At 63.9% G+C, this 19,226-nt stretch carries 14 protein-coding genes and 2 pseudogenes; 7 read left to right on the top strand and 9 right to left on the bottom strand.

Annotated features, from left to right (window positions below; translation table 11 throughout):
* The first annotated feature begins 3 nt into the window (after positions 1-3).
* Entirely contained in the window at positions 4-3,261 is a 3,258-nt protein-coding gene (locus tag E6B08_RS13165) for a transporter substrate-binding domain-containing protein (protein WP_136914412.1), read from the top strand.
* Here the strand turns inward: E6B08_RS13165 and E6B08_RS31510 are convergent.
* The 3 genes and pseudogenes from E6B08_RS31510 to E6B08_RS13155 all read right to left on the bottom strand — a co-directional run.
* Positions 3,236-3,664: pseudogene (locus E6B08_RS31510) on the bottom strand (methyl-accepting chemotaxis protein); the annotation flags it as partial. The gene E6B08_RS13165 and the pseudogene E6B08_RS31510 overlap by 26 nt on opposite strands.
* 108 nt (positions 3,665-3,772) lie before the next feature.
* Positions 3,773-4,555: pseudogene (locus E6B08_RS31505) on the bottom strand (PAS domain-containing protein); the annotation flags it as partial.
* A gap of 108 nt (positions 4,556-4,663) precedes the next feature.
* Positions 4,664-5,680 (bottom strand): LacI family DNA-binding transcriptional regulator, encoded by a 1,017-nt coding sequence (locus E6B08_RS13155; protein WP_136914410.1) that lies wholly within the window; start codon positions 5,678-5,680, stop codon positions 4,664-4,666.
* Positions 5,681-5,887: 207 nt separating this feature from the next.
* Here E6B08_RS13155 and E6B08_RS13150 point away from each other — a divergent pair, with 207 nt between their 5' ends.
* The 3 genes from E6B08_RS13150 (at position 5,888) to E6B08_RS13140 (ending at position 8,274) form a co-directional block, all read left to right on the top strand.
* Positions 5,888-6,427, top strand: a complete 540-nt coding sequence (locus tag E6B08_RS13150) for a gluconokinase (RefSeq protein WP_136914409.1) — start codon at positions 5,888-5,890, stop codon at positions 6,425-6,427.
* Between the two features lie 111 nt (positions 6,428-6,538).
* Positions 6,539-7,891, top strand: coding sequence for a GntP family permease (locus tag E6B08_RS13145; RefSeq protein WP_136914408.1), 1,353 nt, complete (start codon positions 6,539-6,541; stop codon positions 7,889-7,891).
* Between the two features lie 83 nt (positions 7,892-7,974).
* Positions 7,975-8,274: a hypothetical protein gene (locus E6B08_RS13140; protein WP_136914407.1), complete on the top strand. Its 300-nt coding sequence runs from the start codon at positions 7,975-7,977 to the stop codon at positions 8,272-8,274.
* Between the two features lie 48 nt (positions 8,275-8,322).
* Here E6B08_RS13140 and E6B08_RS13135 read toward each other — a convergent pair whose 3' ends face one another.
* From E6B08_RS13135 to E6B08_RS13120, 4 genes are all read right to left on the bottom strand, one after another.
* Complete coding sequence (locus E6B08_RS13135; RefSeq protein WP_136914406.1) at positions 8,323-9,747, bottom strand: sigma-54-dependent transcriptional regulator; 1,425 nt, start codon at positions 9,745-9,747, stop codon at positions 8,323-8,325.
* Positions 9,716-11,206 carry a sensor histidine kinase gene (locus E6B08_RS13130; protein WP_136914405.1) on the bottom strand — a complete coding sequence of 497 codons (1,491 nt, stop codon included), beginning with the start codon at positions 11,204-11,206 and terminating at the stop codon, positions 9,716-9,718. Before E6B08_RS13130 ends, E6B08_RS13135 begins: the two co-directional genes overlap by 32 nt.
* A 293-nt stretch (positions 11,207-11,499) precedes the next feature.
* Positions 11,500-12,960: an ATP-binding protein gene (locus tag E6B08_RS13125; RefSeq protein ID WP_136914404.1), complete on the bottom strand. Its 1,461-nt coding sequence runs from the start codon at positions 12,958-12,960 to the stop codon at positions 11,500-11,502.
* A gap of 93 nt (positions 12,961-13,053) precedes the next feature.
* Positions 13,054-13,647, bottom strand: coding sequence for a transglycosylase SLT domain-containing protein (locus tag E6B08_RS13120; RefSeq protein WP_136914403.1), 594 nt, complete (start codon positions 13,645-13,647; stop codon positions 13,054-13,056).
* A gap of 180 nt (positions 13,648-13,827) precedes the next feature.
* Here E6B08_RS13120 and gspG point away from each other — a divergent pair, with 180 nt between their 5' ends.
* On the top strand, positions 13,828-14,253 hold the full coding sequence (gene gspG, locus E6B08_RS13115) for a type II secretion system major pseudopilin GspG (RefSeq protein WP_136914402.1): 426 nt from the start codon (positions 13,828-13,830) through the stop codon (positions 14,251-14,253).
* A gap of 12 nt (positions 14,254-14,265) precedes the next feature.
* Positions 14,266-15,456 carry a type II secretion system F family protein gene (locus E6B08_RS13110; protein ID WP_136914401.1) on the top strand — a complete coding sequence of 397 codons (1,191 nt, stop codon included), beginning with the start codon at positions 14,266-14,268 and terminating at the stop codon, positions 15,454-15,456.
* A gap of 18 nt (positions 15,457-15,474) precedes the next feature.
* Here the strand turns inward: E6B08_RS13110 and E6B08_RS13105 are convergent, their stop codons facing one another.
* On the bottom strand, positions 15,475-16,389 hold the full coding sequence (locus E6B08_RS13105; protein ID WP_136914400.1) for a site-specific integrase: 915 nt from the start codon (positions 16,387-16,389) through the stop codon (positions 15,475-15,477).
* A 485-nt stretch (positions 16,390-16,874) separates the two neighbouring features.
* Here E6B08_RS13105 and E6B08_RS13100 point away from each other — a divergent pair, with 485 nt between their 5' ends.
* Positions 16,875-17,135 carry a DUF1652 domain-containing protein gene (locus tag E6B08_RS13100; protein WP_136914399.1) on the top strand — a complete coding sequence of 87 codons (261 nt, stop codon included), beginning with the start codon at positions 16,875-16,877 and terminating at the stop codon, positions 17,133-17,135.
* Here E6B08_RS13100 and E6B08_RS13095 read toward each other — a convergent pair.
* A complete protein-coding gene (locus E6B08_RS13095; protein ID WP_136914398.1) occupies positions 17,132-19,219 on the bottom strand; it encodes a putative bifunctional diguanylate cyclase/phosphodiesterase in 2,088 nt (695 codons plus the stop codon). The genes E6B08_RS13100 and E6B08_RS13095 overlap by 4 nt on opposite strands.
* Positions 19,220-19,226 lie beyond the last annotated feature (7 nt).

The raw sequence follows: 19,226 nt of genomic DNA, 5'->3' as shown, positions 1-19,226 counted from the left end.
GTGATGAAAGTCGTCCTCTGCTGCCTGCTCCTGCTGCTCGCCTGCCTCGCCACCGACGCCATCGCGCAGGCCGATGGCCAGCCGCGCCACCTGCTGGCGCGCTCGATCAGTGCCGTACCGCCGGTCAAACTCGACGCCCAGGACCGGCAGTGGCTTCAACAGCGCAAGGTGTTGAGGCTGGGCAGTTCGGCGCCCGACTACCCCCCCTTCGAAATGAATGCCAGCCTGGCAGACTATGAAGGCCTGAGCGCCGATTACGCCGGGCTGATCGCCGAACAGCTTGGCATCACCATCGAGGTCCGGCGCTTCGCCAGCCGCCACGAGGCGATTGCCGCGTTGCGTGAGGGACGCATCGACCTGCTGGGCAGCTCCAATGCCTTCGAAGCTGCCGATGCCCAGCTCGCCTTGAGTCAGCCCTACGCCGATGACCTGCCGGTAATCGTCGTCCGCGAAGGACGCAGCCTCGAACACAACCGCGACCTCGAAGGGCTGCGCTTGGCCATGGTCGACCACTACCTGCCGGCTGCACAGGTCAGGGCGCTTTATCCCAAGGCTCAGCTCAGCCTGTATCGCTCCACGCTCACTGGCCTCGCGGCCGTCGAACTGGGGGAAGCGGACGCCTACCTCGGCGACGCGATCAGCACCGACCACCTGATCGGCAAGAGCTACCAGGGCACCTTGAAGATCGACCATTTCTGTCAGGCACCCTCTGCGGCGTTCGCTTTCGCTCTGACCCATGACAATTCGCGCTTGCATCGCCTGGTCGACGCGGCCCTGCTGAGAATCACCGAAAGCGAGCGGATGAACATCCTGCGGCGCTGGAGCAGCGGCAACACCAGCCTGTTGCTCAATCGTTACCCTGCGACGCTGACCGAGCCAGAACGCAGTTGGATCGCTGCCCACCCCACCGTCAGTGTACTGGTCAACAGCGCCCTTGCCCCACTCACATTCAACGACAACCAGCAGCACGCCAGCGGTATCACCCTTGACCTGCTAAAGCAGATAACCCTGCGCACCGGGCTGCACTTCGACATCGTCGAGTACGACTCGGTACAGAAGATGGTCGACCTGGTAGCGCGCGGCAAGGCGCAGATGATCGGCGCCTTGGGCTATGGCGCCGAACGCGCCACCAAGGTGCGCTATACCCGCCCCTACCTGGTCAGCCCGAGGGTGCTGGTGACCCGCGCCAAGGGTGTCTTGCCCAGCCAGGCCAAGGCCCTCGATGGCAAGCGCGTGGCATTGCTACGCGGCTCACCACAACGCGTAGAGATCCAGCGCCAGTATCCCCGCGCCGAGGTAGTCGAGGTGGACAACCCGCTTGGCCTGATGGAGGCCGTGGCCAATGGCGATGCCGACGTCGCCCTGAGCAGCCACATCAACGCCAGCTACTACATCAACCACGTTTTCAAGGGCACGTTGCAAATTGCCGCGGTACTTGGCGATGACCCGGCCGTCGCGGCATTCGCGGTGGCGCCCGACCAGCCAGAGTTGCAGGCGATCCTCGACAAGGTACTGCTGAGCATTCCCCCGGACGAGCTGGACCAACTGATCAATCGCTGGCGAACCAGCACCCTGGTCAGCGACAGCCCCTGGCGCAACTACCGCACCCTGGCCCTGCAGGTGCTGATCCTGTCCGCCCTGCTGCTGGCCGGCGTGGTGTTCTGGAACAGCTACCTGCGCAAGCTCATACACCAGCGCACCGAGGCCCAGCAAGCCCTGCAGACCCAGCTGGGGCTGAGCCGAGGCCTGTTGGAACAGTTGCGCCAGGCCAAGGACGACGCGGTGCGCGCCAGCCAGACCAAGAGCACCTTCCTGGCTACCATGAGCCATGAAATACGCACCCCGATGAACGCTGTCATCGGCTTGCTGGAACTGGCACTGGAAGACAGCCGGTCCGGTCGCTGCGACATCGAGACGCTGCGCACCGCGCACGACTCGGCCATCGGCCTGCTCGAACTGATCGGCGACATTCTCGACATTTCGCGCATCGAATCGGGGCACATGACCCTGCAACCGGTGCCGGTCGATCTGGTCGCCCTGGTCAACGCCTGCGTGAGGGTATTCGAGGGGAGCGCGCACCTGAAGGGGCTGCACCTGCACAGCGAGGTGCCGAACGAGCCTTGCTGGGTACGCGCCGACCCACTGCGGCTCAAGCAGATTCTTTCCAACCTGCTGAGCAACGCGATCAAGTTCACCGACCGTGGCGAGGTCCAGATCAGCTTGCGGCTCACGCCGCGTCCCACCGACATCGGCGTAAGCCTGGCCGTACGCGACACCGGCATCGGTATCGCCGCGTCCGATCAGGCCCGCCTGTTCAGCGCCTTTGCCCAGGTCCAAGGCCCAAGGGCCCAGCAGGGTGCCGGGCTGGGTCTGGTAATCAGCCGCACGCTGGCACAACTGATGGGCGGCGAACTTCATCTGCAGAGCGTCGAAAGCGTCGGTACCCGTGTCGAGGTACTGCTGAACCTCCCCCCCTGCGAGCCTCCCGAACTGCCCTCACCTGCCACCCACACGCCTCCAGAGGCCGCACGTGCGCTGGATGTCCTGGTGGTGGACGACTTCCCGGCCAACCTGATGCTGCTGGAAAAGCAGCTCGCCAACCTTGGCCATCGCGTCACCCTGGCCGAAAACGGCGAGCAGGCATTGGCATTGTGGCAATCGACGCCGTTCGAACTGGTGCTCACCGATTGCAGCATGCCGGTCATGGACGGCCATGCCCTCGCCCGCGCCATCCGCGCCAGCGAACAGTCGCGGGGCCTACCGCCCTGTCGAATCCTGGGCATCACCGCCAATGCCCAGGCTGAAGAGCGTGAACGTTGCCTGGCCAGCGGCATGGATGATTGCCTGTTCAAGCCGATCGGATTGCAAACCCTGAGACAGCACCTCACAGGCGCGACGCCGGGTGCCGCGACGCCCCGCTACTTCAACCTGGACGAACTGCGTCACCTGACGCAGGACGACGAGCAACTGACCCGCAGACTGCTGGAACAACTGGCCAAGAGCGCTGGCGAGGACCTCGCCGCCCTCCAGGCACTGAGCGACGAAGCCAGCGATACGGCACTGCGCGCGTTGGCCCACCGTATCAAGGGCGGCGCGAAGATGCTCAAGGTGCGCCGCATCGTCAGCCTCTGCGAAGCCATCGAGCAGGCCCAGGCCCGGGGCGAACCCACTGGCGAGCTTCGCCAGCAATTGCAAGTCGGCCTGCAGACCCTGAGCGACGAACTGGCCGAAGTCCTCAATGCAATTGCAGTGTCGAGGTGATCTCCCCGATCGCATCCACTACATGTCGCGAGCCCTGCTGAATCTCCATGATCACCGTGCCGGCTTCGTTGGCCAACTCGACCCCACGGCCAGTACGCGACAGGCTCGACTGCATACTGGCCACCGCGGTGAGCGAAAGGTCGTGGTTCTGTCGCACCACGTCGACGATTTCCAGCGTCGCCTTGCTGGTACGCGCCGCCAGGCTGCGCACCTCGTCGGCCACCACTGCGAAGCCGCGCCCATGCTCGCCGGCCCGGGCAGCCTCGATGGCCGCGTTCAGGGCCAGCAGATTGGTCTGATCGGCGATGCCGCGGATGGTCAGGACGATCTGCCCGATCACATCCGACTGCTTGCTCACCGCATCGATGCTGCGGGCGGCGTCGTTGAGCTCCCGGGAAATCTGTTCGATCACCTGCACGGTCTGCTGGACCACTTCGGTGCCCTTGCGGGCGCAGGCGTCGGTCTGCACGGAGCTTGCGTGGGCGGCCTCGGCGGCGCTTTGCTGGGTGGTGACCTGGGCGGTGATGTCGCTGGCGAACTTGACCACCTTGTACAGGCGGCCCTTGTTGTCGAAGATCGGGTTGTACGAAGCCTCGAGATAGACGGTCTGCCCTTGCTTGTTGATGCGCTCGAAGCGGTGCGAGTGGTACTCGCCCCGGTTGAGTGAGGCCCAGAACTCGCGGTAGGCCGCGGACTCGCGCTCGTGGGGCAGGCAGAACAGGCCATGGTGACGACCGAGCACCTCCTCAGCGCGGTAGCCCATGGTCGCCAGGAAGTTGTCGTTGGCCTTGATCACGCGCCCTTGCGGGGTGAACTCGATCACCGCCATCGACCGACCGATGGCCTTGAGCAGGCTCTCGCTCTCGTGCTCCTCGATCACCCGTCGGGTAATGTCCGAGGCCACCTTGATGACGCTGGTGACCTGCCGCTGCGCATCGAACACCGGCATGTAGCTGGCCTCCAGCCACACCTCCCGGCCTGCCTTGTCCAGGCGCTCGAAGGTGCCGCTGATCGGCTTGCCCTCGCCCAGGTCGTGCCACAGCCGTTGGTAGTCAGCGCTTCTGGCGTAGGCCGGGTCGCAGAATATCCGATGGTGCTGGCCGCGCAGCTCGTCGGCGCTGTAGCCCAGGGTCTCGCAGAAATGCTCGTTGGCTTCGAGGATCGTGCCATCCGGGGCGAACTCGATCATGGCCATCGAGCGACTGATCGCTGCCAATTTGGCCTCGGCACCGGCCAAGGCCTGCCGACTGAGTTGGATCTCGATCAAGTCTGACTTGCGATGGAAATCGAACATGACGCGGGCCCCTCACCGTGAGATGCCCTGAGCATAGATCGTTCGCGCATGAGCGCCAGCAAAGTGCTAGCACTTAGTACTTAACCGCTTGTGACTGGCAAGCGGTCTTCACGAGCTCTCCCGCACCACCAACTCGAAGCCCAGGTCCTGCCGCTCGACCGCCACGGGCTTGCCATCGAGCAATGCCAACAGTGCCTGCGCGGCATGCTTGCCGACGGCGGCGCGGGGGGTGCGGATGGATGTAAGGCGCGGCACCATGTGCGCAGACGCCGGCAGGTCGTTGAAACCGACCATTGCCACCTGCCCCGGCACATCGATGCCTTGACGCAGCGCCTGGAGCACCGCCCCCTGGGCCAGGTCGTCGTTGCAGAAGAAAATGCCGTCGACCTGCGGCGCCTGTGCCAGCAATCGAGTGAACAACGCTCCCCCCAGGGCGATGGACGAAGGCTGCGGTGCGAGCAGTTCCAGATCGTCGGCCTGAAGACCAGCCTCGATCAATGCCTGGCGGAAGCCCTCGGCCCGCTGCATCACCCGCGGGTCGAGTTGTGCGGCGATGAATGCCAGGCGCCTGCGACCCCGCGCGATCAGATGCCGGGCCGCGGCGCGTCCGGCCTCCTGCTGGGAAAACCCCACCGAGAACATGCCCTCGCCGCCCAGCTCCATCATGTGCACGCATGGCACGCCGCTGGCGGCCAGCATCTGCCGCGCAGCGTCGCTGCGTTCGAAGCCGGTGAGCAGGATTCCGCATGGCTGGTAGGCCAGGTAGTTGCGGATGAGGTTTTCTTCCTCGGCCACATCGTAGTGGTAGTTGCCGATCAGCACTTCGAGCCCTCGCGGGCGCATGACCTCGTGAATGGCTTCGAGGGTATCGATGAACAACTGGTTGGACAACGATGGGATCAGCACTACCACCGACTGGCTGCGGGCAGAAGCCAGCGCTCGCGCAGCGGGGTTGGCAACGTAACCGAGGCTGGCCGCGGCGGCCGCGACCTTTTCCGCCAGGGCAGGCGCGACCGTGCTGACGCCGCGCAAGGCGCGGGAGGCGGTGATCGGGGAAACCCCGGAAAGCCTGGCGACTTCCGCCAGGGTGGGGCGACCGGTAGTGCGAGAACCTGTACGAGACATGATTGTTGTAATTTTACTACTTGCAAAGAGACGGGAACGGCCACTAAGGTAGCGCTGTCTCAGGACGCAGGCAATGTAATCTTTGGTCGCAACGGTAGCGACTGAGCGCCAGGCGTCCATACTGCGTAAGGACAAGATCAACAACACCGGGAAGACAGCCTCGCGTTACAACCAAGACAGCGCTGTCTCGCCCCGCAGGAGGTATCGATGAATGCTCCACTGTCCGCCATCGTGGTGATGGGCGTGGCCGGCTGCGGCAAAAGCTGCATCGGCTCTGCCATCGCTGCCCTAAGCGGCGGTCGCCTGATCGAAGGCGATGCTTTCCACCCCGCCGCCAACATCGCCAAGATGAGCGCCGGAATCCCCCTCGACGACGATGACCGTGCGGGCTGGCTGGTCAGCCTGGGCGAGGAGCTCAAACGTGTGGCCAAGGATGGCGTACGCCCCATCCTCACCTGCTCGGCACTCAAGCGTAGCTACCGCGAGACCCTGCGCGCCTCCATGCCGGGCGTCGGCTTCGTATTTCTCGAGCTGACGCCAGCCGACGCCGAGCAACGCGTCCTCGCCCGTCCCGGCCACTTCATGCCGGCCAGCCTGATCGACAGTCAGTTCGCCGCGCTCGAACCGCCCCATGGCGAGCCACTGACCCTGGCGCTGGATGCCACCCGGTCAGTCGAGGCCTTGGCCCAGGCGGTAGACACCTGGGTAAAGCCCTGCGGTGAACGGGAACTGGCGCGAACTGCCTGATTTCGGTGGTTTTTTCCGCTCACCAAAGACAGCGCTACCTTTACATCGCAAAGCGATGAACGTTCAAAAAAGCTACGCCAAAAACAACGATAAGACCGAGGCATAAACACCATGTTCGGACTGGCTACTGATACCTACCTGCTGCTCGACGCTCTCGTCACCATCGTCGGGCTGATTCTGCTGATCACCCATTTCAAGGTTCACCCCTTCGTCGCTCTGACCCTGGCCGCGGGCTTTCTCGGCCTGACCTCGGGCATGCCCGTAGCCAAGGTCATGAAGTCGTTCCAGGACGGTTTCGGCGGCGTGCTCGGCTTCGTCGGCATCGTCCTGGCGCTGGGCACCATGCTCGGCAAGCTGATGGCCGACTCCGGCGGTGCCGACCAGATCGCCCAGACCCTCATCCGCGCCTTCGGCAAGAAGAACGTCCACTGGGCCATGATGTTCGCCGCCTTCCTGGTGGGCATTCCATTGTTCTTCGAAATCGGCTTCGTGCTGCTGGTGCCGCTGGTGTTCATCGTCGCCCGGCGTTCCGGAGTGTCGCTGATCAAGATCGGCATCCCGCTACTGGCCGGGCTGTCGGTGGTCCACGGCCTGGTGCCGCCACACCCTGGGCCGCTGCTGGCCATCGGCATCTTCCACGCCGACATTGGCCGGACCATCTTCTATGGCTTGCTGGTGGCGCTGCCGACAGCCATCATTGCCGGCCCGCTGTTCGGTAACTTCATCGCCCGCTACATCCCCGGCAGCCCCTCCCAGGAACTGATGGACCAGATTGCCAAGGAGTCCGACCGCGGCAACCTGCCCAGCTTCACCATCACCTTGGTCACCGTGCTGCTGCCGGTGGTGCTGATGCTGCTCAAGACCTTCGCCGATGTGGTACTGCCGGCTGAGCACGTGGTGCGCCAGTGGATGGACCTGATCGGCCACCCCATCACTGCCCTGCTCGCCGCCCTGCTGCTGGCCTTCTACACCTTTGGCTCGGCGCGCGGCTTCACTCGCCAGCAGATCATGAAGATGCTCGACCAGAGCCTGGCGCCTACCGCGGCCATCGTGCTGATCGTCGGTGCCGGCGGCGGCTTCAAGCAGATGCTGGTGGACACGGGCGTCGGCAATGTGATCGGGCAGATGGCCGTGCAGGCGCAGATTTCGCCGATCCTGCTGGCCTGGCTGGTGGCAGCGGTGATCCGCATCGCCACAGGTTCGGCGACCGTGGCGACCATCACCGGTGCCGGCATCGTCGCGCCGGTGATCGACCTGGTGCCGGGGGTCAACCGCGAGCTGCTGGTGCTGGCCACGGGTGCCGGCTCGCTGATCCTGTCGCACGTCAACGACGCCGGTTTCTGGCTGGTGAAGCAGTACTTCAACATGACCGTCGCCGAAACCTTCAAGACCTGGAGCATGATGGAGACCATTCTTTCGGTGGTCGGCATCATCTTCATCATGTTGCTGTCGCTGGTGGTCTGACCGCTGATCGGGGTGATGGCACCTTGGCGCCCCGGGTAGGCCGAACGAAGGAAGACGCCTACCCATGCAAAGGAGCCTGCCCGATGAACCGATCGACCCTGCTACTCGCCGCCCTGCTCGCCTCACCCCTGGCCTGGGCGGTGGGCACCGGCCCGACCTACCCCGACGACCCGCACAACCCGGCGCCGCAGCCGGGCGTCGACAGCACCCTCAACCCAATCGAACAGCCCATGCCGCGCGATACCGATCCGCGCCTGCAAGGCACCGACCCGCAAGACCCTCCAGCCCAACAGAACGACAACCGCGACCTGCCGGGAATGGATGGCAGCGGCTCGGAAGGTACGGGCGGCCAGGGCGGTGATGCGGGCAGCGGTAAACCCTGAAGCCGGTACCGCCCATGCCGCCGGTATCGGCCGCATGGGCGCCACGGGCTACCATTGCCGCCTGTCCGGCCGGGTCAGGCCGAGTTTTTCGATGCGATAACGCAGCATGTCGCGTGAGAGCCCGAGCATCCGTGCCGATTTGGTGACATTCCAGTCGGTACGGTCGAGCGTCCGGCACACCAGGTCACGCTCCATGTCGGGCAGGCTGGTACCCGGTTCCGGCTCGTGACGCGGCACCTCCAGAGGCATCGCCGCAGGGGGCGACATGGGTTCGTCGATCAACGTCAGGCACAAGTTCAGTTGGTGCGCCTGGACGACTTCATGGGGCGCCAGCAGCACGGTCTGCTCGAGCATGTTGCGCAGCTCGCGCACGTTGCCTGGCCAGCTGTAGCTCAGCATCATGGCCTCGGCCTCGGCGCTGAAACGCAGGTTCGGCTTGCCATAGCGGCGCCCGTGATGGGCCAGGAAATGCCGCGCCAACAACAGGATATCCTGACCGCGGGCGTACAGCCTGGGCACCTTCAGGGCGATGATGCGCAAGCGGAAAAACAGGTCGCGACGGAACTTGCCCTGTTGCACCATCTGCTCCAGGTTGCAGTTGGTCGCGCTGATCACCCGCAGGTCGACCTTGCGTTCCTTCACCGCGCCGATACGGCGAATGCTGCGGTCTTCCAGCAACTTGAGCAGCTTGGCCTGCAGCAGCAGGTCCATTTCACCGATCTCGTCGAGGAACAGCGTGCCGCCATCGGCGGCCTCGACCAGACCGACACGGCGGTCCTTGGCATCGGTAAAGGCACCTTTTTCGTGGCCGAACAGTTCAGCCTCGAGCAGGTTGGCCGGGATCGAGGCGCAGTTGAATTCGATGAACGGCCCCTTGCTGCGCAAGCCATCGAAATGTAGGGCGCGGGCCACCAGTTCCTTGCCAGTACCGGTCTCGCCCTCGACCAATACCGGCGGCAGGTCATCGCTGGCCATACGCCGCTCGGCGTCGAGCACCTGGCGCAAGGTGTGCTTGAGGCCGAGCATGGCCGGCGACTCGCCGATCAGCGCCTGCAAACCGGACTTCTGCGCTTCGCGCTCCTGATAGAACGACAAGGTGCGCTCCATCCGCTCGGTGGCCAGGGCCTTGTCCAGGGTCAGTTTGAGCTCGGCCAGCACCACCGGTTTGGTCAAGTAGTGGAACGCGCCCTCCTTCATGGCCTGCACGGCATCTTCGACATTGCCGTAGCCGGTCATCATGATCACCTTGAGGTCCGGCGACTGGGCCACCAAGGTACGCAACAAATCGTGGCCACTCATGCCAGGCAACGAGTTGTCGGTCAGCACCGCATCGGGCTGCGCCCGCTTGATCTGCTCCAGCGCAAGCTCGGCGCTGTGGCAGACGGTGACCTCGAACCCCTTGAGGCCCAGGTAGGTCTGAATGTTTTCGGCAAGGATTTCATCATCCTCGACTACCAGGATGCTGTGCTCCATGGTCCCCTCCCGCTGCGATATTGAAAATGAGGCTGACGCGGGTTCCTTCCTCTTCGCGGCTGCTCAGGCTGACCGAGCCGCCAAAACGTTCCATGATCCGTTTGACCAAAGCCAGGCCGACGCCGAGGCCGCCTTGCTTGGTCGTGTAAAACGGTTTGAACACCATGCGCTCCTGTTGCTGGGTCATGCCTTTGCCGGTATCGGTCAGCAGCAACTGGGCACGTTGCCCATCCAGCTGGCTGACTTCGGCGCAGAGCGTACCGCCCTTGGGCATGGCTTCGAGCGCATTGGAAAACAGGCTGTTGAGAATCTGCGTGAGCTGCAGCGGCTGGCTGGCGACCCACTGCACTGCTGGGCCTTCGAAGCGAAACTGCACGCCGTTGCGCTCGATCTGTTGGGCGAAGGCCAGTTGGGCATCCTCGACCGCCGCCACCAGGTCCACCGCCTCGGCTTCATCACTGGTCGGGCGCAGCGACACCAGCAGGTCGCGCACCCAGCGTGACATGCGGTCGACCTGGCAGATGATGTCGACGATGTTCTTCTGAGCCAGGGGGTTGGCGATCTCCTGGGCAAGTTCGGCGCTGGAGCGAATGTTGGCCAGCGGGTTGCGCAGGCTATGAGCCACCGCCGAGGACATCTCGCCAAGGGCCACATAGGTTTCACTGGCCACCAGGCGGTCCTGTTGATTGCTCAGCAACTGCGCCGCGCGGCGCACGATCCAGAACAGGCCGAAGTAGATCAGCGCACCGCCGACCAGGGTCGAGACCCAGATCAGCACGTAGCCACGCTGGATGCGTCGCACCAGGTCGTGCGGCTCCTTGTAGATCTCGACCATCGACATCACCTGCTCGCCCTGGCTGTCGAACAGCGGGATGTAGTTCTCGATGAACAAATACTGGGGCTCGCGCTGGAACTTCTGTTCCTCACGGTCCTCATCGGCCTTGTGGTAGCTGGCCGACACCGCCTTGCGCGAGCGGAACGCATGATCGAGGTCGCCGTCGGCCTCGATTCGCTTGCCCAGCAACTGTGGATTGGTCGACCAGACGATGGTGCGGTCGCGGGCATAGACATTGGCCAGGAGGATGTCCGGCAGATGGGCGACGTGGTCGAGAAACTCCGAGCGGGTCGCCTCGGCGAGCGCCGGGGTGAACTGCAGGTGCTGTTGGTCCAGCCGCGGGTCGAGCAGTTCGCCCATGGTCGTACCCGGTGGCAATTGCGAATGGCGCACCTCGGCCTGGGCGATGGCCTGGATGAACTGGGCCGTCAGCATGGCATCGCGCTGGACGCTGTCGCGCACCACGAAACGGGTCGACACATACCCCAGTCCGCCCGCTACCGCAGCGATGATCAGCAAGCTGATCACCGAAAACCAGCGCAGCAGATTGAACTGGCTGACCGGCGTTGCCGGGCTGCTGGTGGGTGCTGCCGCTGGGGAAACAGGGTCTTCCAGCATCTGCATCGGTTGGGTTCCACACAGGGAGTCCGTTCGAAAAGCGCCTTCGACACGACTGCTACCCAGGGTAGCAATTTAGTGGCGCCTCGCCATGGCAGCCAAGCTGCCGAACATTGCGTATGGGGTGCTGCAAAAACTCAGCCAGGCTTATATCGATAACTGCGAATACATGTAAATCAATGACTTAAATAACCAATAAGATATCAATTCGAGGATAATTCCCCACTTTTGGGTATTTTTCACCCAAAATACTGCAAATACTTATTAATCAGATAGTTAGGAATCTATTCTAAGAACATTTATGAAGACCTAGCCAACTTGAAACTCAGCGATACCCGTGTGCCATGCCCCTCGCTACTGCTAAGCCGAACCGAGCCGCCGAACCGCTCCATTATCCGGCGTACCAATACCAGTCCGACCCCCAAGCCACCTTGCTTGGTGGTGAAGAATGGCCTGAAGGCCAGGCGCGCTTGCTGCTCGTTCATGCCTCTGCCGCTGTCCGCCAGGCGCAGGGTGATACTGCGCCTGTCATGGCGCACGACCTCAACCCGCAGACGGCCGCCCTGCTCCATGGCCTCCAGGGCATTGGCGATGAGGCTGTTGAAAATCTGCGCGAGCAGCGCCGGGTGGCCGAGGACCTGGACTGCCGGTAGCGGCTGGAGGTCGAGGGTCACGCCGCTGCGGGCCAGGGGTACAGCGAAGGCCTGCAGGCTTTCGTTCAGCGCCTGGGCAAGGTCAACCGGCACGGCCTCGTCGTTCAGTGGGCGCAGCGACTGCAGCAACTGGCGGATCCAGTGCGACATACGGTCGACCTGGCTGATGATGTCGTTGACGTTGCGCTGCGCCGGACCTTCGTCGAACGCCTGGGCCAACTCGGCGCTGGAACGGATGCTGGCCAGGGGATTGCGCAAGCTGTGCGCCACCGCCGAAGACACCTCGCCCAGGGCCACATAGGTTTCATTGCTGATCAGTCGCTTCTGCTGTACCGCCATTACCCGGGCGGCGCGACGCATGATGCCGTACAGGCCGACATAGACCAGCCCGGCCCCCACGGCGATGGCCAGCCAGATGAGGATCAGCCCGTGCTCTATGCGCACGATCAGGTCATGGGGCTCCTTATAGATCTCGACCATGGCCGTTACCCGCTCGCCATCGGCGTCGAACAGCGGAATGTAGTTCTCGATGAACAGTTGCTCGGGCGGTGTGACGAATTTCTGCTCGGCCCGGGCCTGCTCGAAATCGTGATAGCTGGCCGAAACCCGCATCTTGTACTCGAAAGCCCGGTCCAGGTCGCTGTCGCCCTCGATCAGCTTGCCCACCAAGGCAGGGTTGCTCGACCAGATCACCGTGCGATCCGGCGCATAGATATTGGCCAGGAGCATGTCGGGCAAATGGGCGATATGGTCGAGGAACTCGCCGCGCGCCTTGCGCCGGGCATCCGGGTCGACATCCGGCAAGGCTGCCTGGTCGGTCCGTGGATCGAGCAACTCGCCCATGGTACGCACGTTGGGGATCGATACGTGGCGCACCTCGGCATCGGCGATCGCGGTAATGAACTGGGCGGTGAGCAGCGCATCGCGCTCGATGCTCTCATCGATAATGAAGCGGCTGGAAATCAGCCCCAGGCCGGCAGCTACCGAGACGATGATGGCCAGGCTGACCCAGGCGTACCAGCGCAGCAGGTCGAAGGGCCGGCGCCCGCTGGAAGCATCAGCAACGGCAGGCATCATGGCGGTCTCGGAACGGGGGGCGATGTCCATGGCGGACTCCACTGCTGGGCACCTGTGAAAGGTTATAGCCCAGAGTTGGGGAGTCGATGGAGAGAATCTGCGGGCGGCCCATGGTCAGCGCTCCTAGAGTGGCGAATCCGCCGCCAGCCCTTGCAGCTTGCGGTACTCGCGCAGCACTGCGGGGACATAGCGACGGGTTTCGGCGAACGGCGGTATCGCGCCACGGCGCAGCACTGCGTCGGGTCCGGCGTTGTAGGCAGCCACCGCCAGGGTGATGTCGTTGTCGAAGAGCTTCAGCATGCGCTTGAGGTAGCGCGCACCGCCCTTGATGTTGTCCTCGGGGTCGAGCCTGTTTTCCACCCCCATCTCTCGGGCGGTGTCCGGCATCAGCTGCATCAACCCCACTGCCCCCGCCGCCGAACGAGCCCGGGGGTTGTAGCCTGACTCGGCCTTGATCAGGGCATGCAGCAACGCCTGGGGCACATCATGGATGCGAGCCGCCGCAGCCACCACGTCGGCATAGGGGCGCCCGGTGATCAACTGGGCGTTGCTCGGCCCGGCCTGGGCGATCGGTTCGCTGATCACCCGTTCATAGTGGCGTCCGGGTCGATGGACGTTGGTCAGTACGTAGCCGCCCTTGGCATCGATGGAAATGTACACATCGGCTTGGGCGATCGTCGCCGCCAGCCACAATGAAACCAGGATGAGTCCACGCATGTCGGTCGCCTCCCCGCCGTGCCCCCGATATGGGGGAAATGCCCCGCAAATCCGGGACTTTATGGCTACGACGCAAGCACCGTGCCGCTTGCCATGGCGCATGGCGCAAGGCCCCGAGGCAGACGTGCACGGCTGTTGCATGGCGACTGCCAGGCATGTCCCAGCAGCGGAGGATTCACCATGCAACGCAGACCCAATCCCCAACGTGGCTTCACCCTGCTCGAGCTTTTGGTGGTACTGGTGGTACTCGGCCTGTTGGCCGGTATCGTCGCGCCCAAGTACTTCAGCCAGCTCGGCCGCTCCGAGGCAAAGGTGGCGCGGGCGCAGATCGAAGGCCTGGGCAAGGCCCTGGATCTGTACCGGCTGGAGGTCGGCCACTACCCCAACAGCGAGCAAGGCCTGCAGGCGCTGGTCGCCGCCCCCAGCGGCGAGGCGCGCTGGTCGGGCCCGTACCTGCAGAAGGCGGTACCCCAGGACCCATGGGGGCGGCCATATATCTATCGCCAACCGGGGGAGAACGGCGGCGAGTACGACTTGTTATCCATGGGCAAGGACGGCCAGCCCGGCGGCGATGGCGAGAACGCCGAAATCACCAGTTGGCAGTGAGGGAGACGGCTCATGCGCTATCACCTCAAGGCCCTGGGCAGCCGGGGCGTGGTGCAACTGCAAATCGAAGCCGAGGACGTCGAACAGGCGCGCAGCAAGGCCACCGAGCAAGGTTTGAAAGTGGTCAGCATTCGCAGCCAGGGCAGCGCCCTGCGTGGCATCGCCTGGCGTCGCGAGGCGGCGTTCGACCTGGTGCTGTTCAGCCAGGAACTGACGACTTTGCTAAACGCCGGCCTGCCACTGATCGATGCGCTGGAGAGCCTGGCGGAAAAAGCCCCCGGCGCAGGCGCACGCAAGGTGCTCGAAGCGCTGGTCCGGCAGCTCTATGAAGGCCGTTCCCTGTCTCAGGCGCTAGGCCAGCAGCCCCGCGTGTTTCCGCCGCTTTACGTGGCGCTGGTGCAGTCCAGCGAACGCACCGGCGCGTTGGGTGATGCGCTGGCGCGCTACATCGGCTACCGGCAGCGACTGGACCTGGTTCGACAGAAGCTGGTGGGCGCCTCGGTCTACCCGTTGCTGCTGTTGCTGGTGGGCGGAGGCGTTGTGCTGTTCCTGCTCGGTTACGTGGTACCACGCTTCAGCCTGGTGTTCGAGGGCATGGGCAGCGAGCTGCCTTGGCTGTCGCGGGTGCTGATGCAGATTGGCCTGTTCCTGCATGCAGAGCAGGTCCCGCTGGCGCTGGGTGCGGCCGGCGCCAGCGGCGCCCTGGTGATGCTGCGCCGCCACCCGTTGGTACGTCGCTGGGTGGCTCGCCAGTTACGGCGCATGCCGGCGCTGCATCAACGGCTGATGATGTACGAACTGGCACGCTTCTACCGCTCGCTGGGCATCCTGCTGCAAGGCGGCATTCCCATCCTGACCGCGATGGGCATGGCCCGCGGGCTGCTGGGCAGTACCTCGGCGCAGGGCCTTGAGCAGGCCAGCCAGCGGGTTGGCGAAGGCTTGCCGTTGTCCGATGCGCTGGAAGCGGCCAAGCTGGTGACCCCGGTCTCGTTGCGCCTGCTGCGCGCCGGGGAGCAATCAGGCAACCTCGGCGAAATGCTCGAGCGCTGCGCGGATTTTCACGACCAGGAGATAGGCCGTTGGGTGGAGTGGTTCGTGAAGCTGTTCGAGCCGTTGCTGATGACCTTCATCGGGCTGCTCATCGGGCTCATCGTGATCCTGATGTACATGCCGATCTTCGAGTTGGCATCGAGCATTCACTGACAACCTCGACGCCTCTACTCAATAGTCGAAACGATCCACCGCCCGCCGCCGCTCGTTGTCATCCCTGCGGTCGTAGCTGGCGGTGGTCTGGATGTTGACGTGGTGCGCCAGCTTCTGTGCGATCGACAGGTCGTGTTCCTCGATCACCCGGGTGATGAAGGCGCGGCGGAAGTCATGCGGCATGATCTTCACCCCCACCTGTGCGCCGCGCTGGCGGGCAATGTAGTAGATGGCATGCTTGGTGATGCGCGCCCGGGTGATGTGGTTGCCACGGCGGATGCGATTGAACAGGAACGGATCGTCGCTCGCCCCTTCGGGGAGCATCTCGCGGCGCAAGTCGAGCCAGGCCTGCAGCTTCTCGAACGCCCAGGCGGGGGCGTACTTGATCAGCTGCCGATTGCCCTTGCCCACCACCTGTACGCTACGGGCCTCGAAGTCGACATCGTCCAGGTCGATGTCCACCGATTCCGACTTGCGCATGCCGGTGCCATATAACAGCGCGATGATCGCCGCATCCCGCACACCCTGGGGACGCGGATCGGCAGCGCACAACTCCATCAGCTCGCGGATCAGGCTGCGGCGCAGGTTGCGCCCCGGTGGCAGACGGCTGCCGGTATCAGGCTTGACCTCGCGAATGCGCAGCAACTGTTCGTGGTCGATCAGGCCCTGACGCCAGGCTTCGTTCATCACGCCGCGCACTGCATTGACATAAAGCGAGGAACTGTTGGGCGCGTAGCCGTCGGCACGCAGCGCCGCGACCAGGCCGATGACATGGCCAGGATCGAGCCGGTGCCAGGGCACGTCGGCGATATCATGGTCGACGAAACCCAACCGGTCGGCGGCATCCTGAAGCACATAGCGCATGGTCTGTTGGCTGGACGGTGCAAGGCGGGCCAGATATTGCAGCAGCGGGTTCTGTGAAAGCTCGGACAAAACGTGGATCCTGTGTCGCGATAGCGGGTCAAATCGACTTCAGCCGAAAGCGAAATAACTACGAAACCTTAGGTCATCGAGACCCGGAAAACAGTGCCATCACCTTGATATTCAAAGGCTTTGGCGATGGCGCGGAGCGTGATAGTACCTCATTGGAGCGCACTTGCAGCCCTGTCGATGCCACCAGCACGCGCCCTTGCTGGTGCAGTCGGACACGCGGCGTCCTCAAAGCGGTCTGCGACCTGGCGCGGTGCCATTGGTCTGATAGTACAGCGCACGGCAAGCGCCAAGCGGCGTCCAGGAAAACGTTTGCAACGTGCGTGCACGCGGGATAGCGCAACTCACGCCCGCGTGATCGGTATCAATTATTTGCGAATTTCTCTTGTTTTCCGGGTGACACGGGATTTTCCGGTGCTATGGTTAGATTCCCGGTGGTAAAGCCCGGGCTACCCTCACCACGTCCAGGAACGGACAAGGAGGCTGGCATGAACAAAATGACGTTCCCCAACGCCTGCCAGGTGATGCGTTGGCACTTCCACCCGCTAGGGTTCGAAGCCAGCATGGACGCACCACGCAGCATGGTTGCCCGCCTGTTCGATCGGGCCAGCGGTGAAACGTTGCTGGCGATTGCCGGCATCCCCTGCACGGCGGTCATGCCGGCAGCCGATGTCGAGCGCATCATCGAGGCAGTCGAGGCGGAGATGGACGCGTTCATACCCAACCTGATGCTCAAGGACGCCGTTTAGGCGGGCACCTCGCGCCCCTGCCCCAACGCCTGCAATCTCGCCATGAACTGCTCGGCCGGCACCGGCTGGCCGAGCAGATAGCCTTGCAATGAATCGCACCCCAGGCCGGTCAGGAACGCTTGCTGGCCATCGGTCTCCACTCCCTCGGCAACGATTCGCAGCCCTAGCGCCTGACCCAGCGCGACGATGGCCGAGACGATCGCCGCGTCGTCGCCATCCTGCTCCAGGTCGCGCACGAAGCCGCGGTCGATCTTCAACTCGTTGGCTGGCAGCCGCTTGAGGTACATCAGGCTGGAATAACCCGTACCGAAATCATCGATGGACAGGTCGACGCCCATGTCGGACAGACGCTGCAGCACCATCAGGCTGGCATCGGCGTCGTGCATGGCAGTGGATTCGGTGATTTCCAGGGTCAAGCGGTTGGCAGGCAGGCCGTTGTCCTGCAGCGCCTGAGCCACGCTGTCGACCAGCCCCACATGGCAGAACTGCAAAGCCGAGAGGTTGACCGCCATGCGCCATTGCTCATGCCCCTGGTCGAGCCACTGTCGCATCTGCCGACAGGCTTCGCCCAGCACCCACTCACCGATAGGAATGATCAGGCCGGTTTTTTCCGCCTGGGCGATGAACCGGTCCGGCAGCATCAGCCCGTGTTGCGGATGCTCCCAACGCAGCAGCGCCTCGGCGCCGATCGGCTGGCACCCCTGGGCGGCGAACTTGGGCTGGTAGTGCAGGCGGAACTGGCGATGTTCCAGGGCCAGGCGCAGGTCCTGAAGCAATTGCAGCTGCTGGCGGGCGTTGCTGTTCATCGACGCGTCGAAGAAGCTGTAGCCGTTCTTGCCGGCGCTCTTGGCGTGGTACATGGCGGCGTCGGCGTTGCGCAACAGTTCGTGCTGATCCAGGCCATTGCCCGGATAGAGGACGATACCCAGGCTGGCCGTGACCTGCAGGTCGTGGCCCGCGACCTCGAACGCCCGCGACACCAGGTTGACCTGCTTGACCGCCACGCCCATGGCGTCATCGGGCTCCTGCAACTCCACCAACAGGACGAACTCATCACCGCCGATGCGCGCCAGTGTGTCCTGGCTGTGCAGGTGCCCGCGCAAACGAGCCGCCACGGCCTTGAGCAGGAGGTCACCGACATGGTGGCCGAAGGCGTCGTTGACCGGCTTGAAGCCGTCCAGGTCGATGAACATCAAGGCAAAACAGCCGCCCTGCTCGGCCACTTTGCCGATGGCCTGGTCGATGCGGTCCGCCAGCAGCGTGCGGTTGGGCAGCCCGGTCAGGGTGTCGTGCAGGGCCAGTTGGGTCAGTTCCTGGTTGGCCAGGGTTAGCGAACGGGCAAGCTCAGCGGTGCGTGCCTCGAGGCGGGCGTCCAGCACCGAGGTCAGCAATGCCACCGCTAGCACCGCCAGGGTGGTGATCAATACCAGGTAAACCAGTCCGTCGCCTTTCAGGCCAGTGGCCAGGGCGCCGCAGTAGCTGCCTTCCGGGAAGTTGGCAGCCGCCATGCCGGTGTAGTGCATGCCGACGATGGCGATGCCCATCAACACTGCCGCCAGACCTCGGATCTGCCGTACATAGGGGGTGTGCTGGCGCAGGCGGAAGGCGATCCACAGCGCCGCTGCCGAAGCGCCGACGGCGATGGCCAAAGAGGCGCCGAACAGGGTCGGATCGTAATCGATGCCCGGCAACATGCGCAGCGCGGCCATGCCGGTGTAGTGCATGCAGCTGATCCCGGCGCCCATGATCAGTGCGCCAAAGCCCAGTTGCAGCCATGGCAGGCTGGGCTGGCTGACCATCCACAGGGCAAAACCTGCGGACAACACGGCGATCAACAGGGAAAACGCGGTCAGCCCGATGTCATAGCCAAGGTCCACCGGGAGGCTGAAGGCGAGCATGCCGATGAAGTGCATCGACCATACGCCGATACCCATGGCCAGTGCCCCGCCACCCATCCACAAGTACACCGCCCGGCCCTTGGCGGTGGCCAGGCGACCGGTCAGGTCGAGGGCGGTATAGGACGCAAGAATGGCCACGCACAGCGAGATCAACACCAGCGAGGACGAATAGCTACCGATCAGCATTTGCAGT

The organism is Pseudomonas putida, assembly GCF_005080685.1.
GTDB lineage: Bacteria > Pseudomonadota > Gammaproteobacteria > Pseudomonadales > Pseudomonadaceae > Aquipseudomonas > Aquipseudomonas putida_V.
Note: the sequence above shows the minus strand (reverse complement) of the source record. Positions and strands in the feature narration are given on the sequence as shown.

Coding starts and splice junctions, on each gene's coding strand:
- E6B08_RS13165 (WP_136914412.1), top strand. CDS start 4: ATGAAAGTCGTCCTCTGCTGCCTGCTCCTGCTGCTCGCCTGCCTCGCC.
- E6B08_RS13155 (WP_136914410.1), bottom strand. CDS start 5,680: ATGTCTCGTACAGGTTCTCGCACTACCGGTCGCCCCACCCTGGCGGAA.
- E6B08_RS13150 (WP_136914409.1), top strand. CDS start 5,888: ATGAATGCTCCACTGTCCGCCATCGTGGTGATGGGCGTGGCCGGCTGC.
- E6B08_RS13145 (WP_136914408.1), top strand. CDS start 6,539: ATGTTCGGACTGGCTACTGATACCTACCTGCTGCTCGACGCTCTCGTC.
- E6B08_RS13140 (WP_136914407.1), top strand. CDS start 7,975: ATGAACCGATCGACCCTGCTACTCGCCGCCCTGCTCGCCTCACCCCTG.
- E6B08_RS13135 (WP_136914406.1), bottom strand. CDS start 9,747: ATGGAGCACAGCATCCTGGTAGTCGAGGATGATGAAATCCTTGCCGAA.
- E6B08_RS13130 (WP_136914405.1), bottom strand. CDS start 11,206: ATGCAGATGCTGGAAGACCCTGTTTCCCCAGCGGCAGCACCCACCAGC.
- E6B08_RS13125 (WP_136914404.1), bottom strand. CDS start 12,960: ATGGACATCGCCCCCCGTTCCGAGACCGCCATGATGCCTGCCGTTGCT.
- E6B08_RS13120 (WP_136914403.1), bottom strand. CDS start 13,647: ATGCGTGGACTCATCCTGGTTTCATTGTGGCTGGCGGCGACGATCGCC.
- gspG (WP_136914402.1), top strand. CDS start 13,828: ATGCAACGCAGACCCAATCCCCAACGTGGCTTCACCCTGCTCGAGCTT.
- E6B08_RS13110 (WP_136914401.1), top strand. CDS start 14,266: ATGCGCTATCACCTCAAGGCCCTGGGCAGCCGGGGCGTGGTGCAACTG.
- E6B08_RS13100 (WP_136914399.1), top strand. CDS start 16,875: ATGAACAAAATGACGTTCCCCAACGCCTGCCAGGTGATGCGTTGGCAC.
- E6B08_RS13095 (WP_136914398.1), bottom strand. CDS start 19,219: ATGCTGATCGGTAGCTATTCGTCCTCGCTGGTGTTGATCTCGCTGTGC.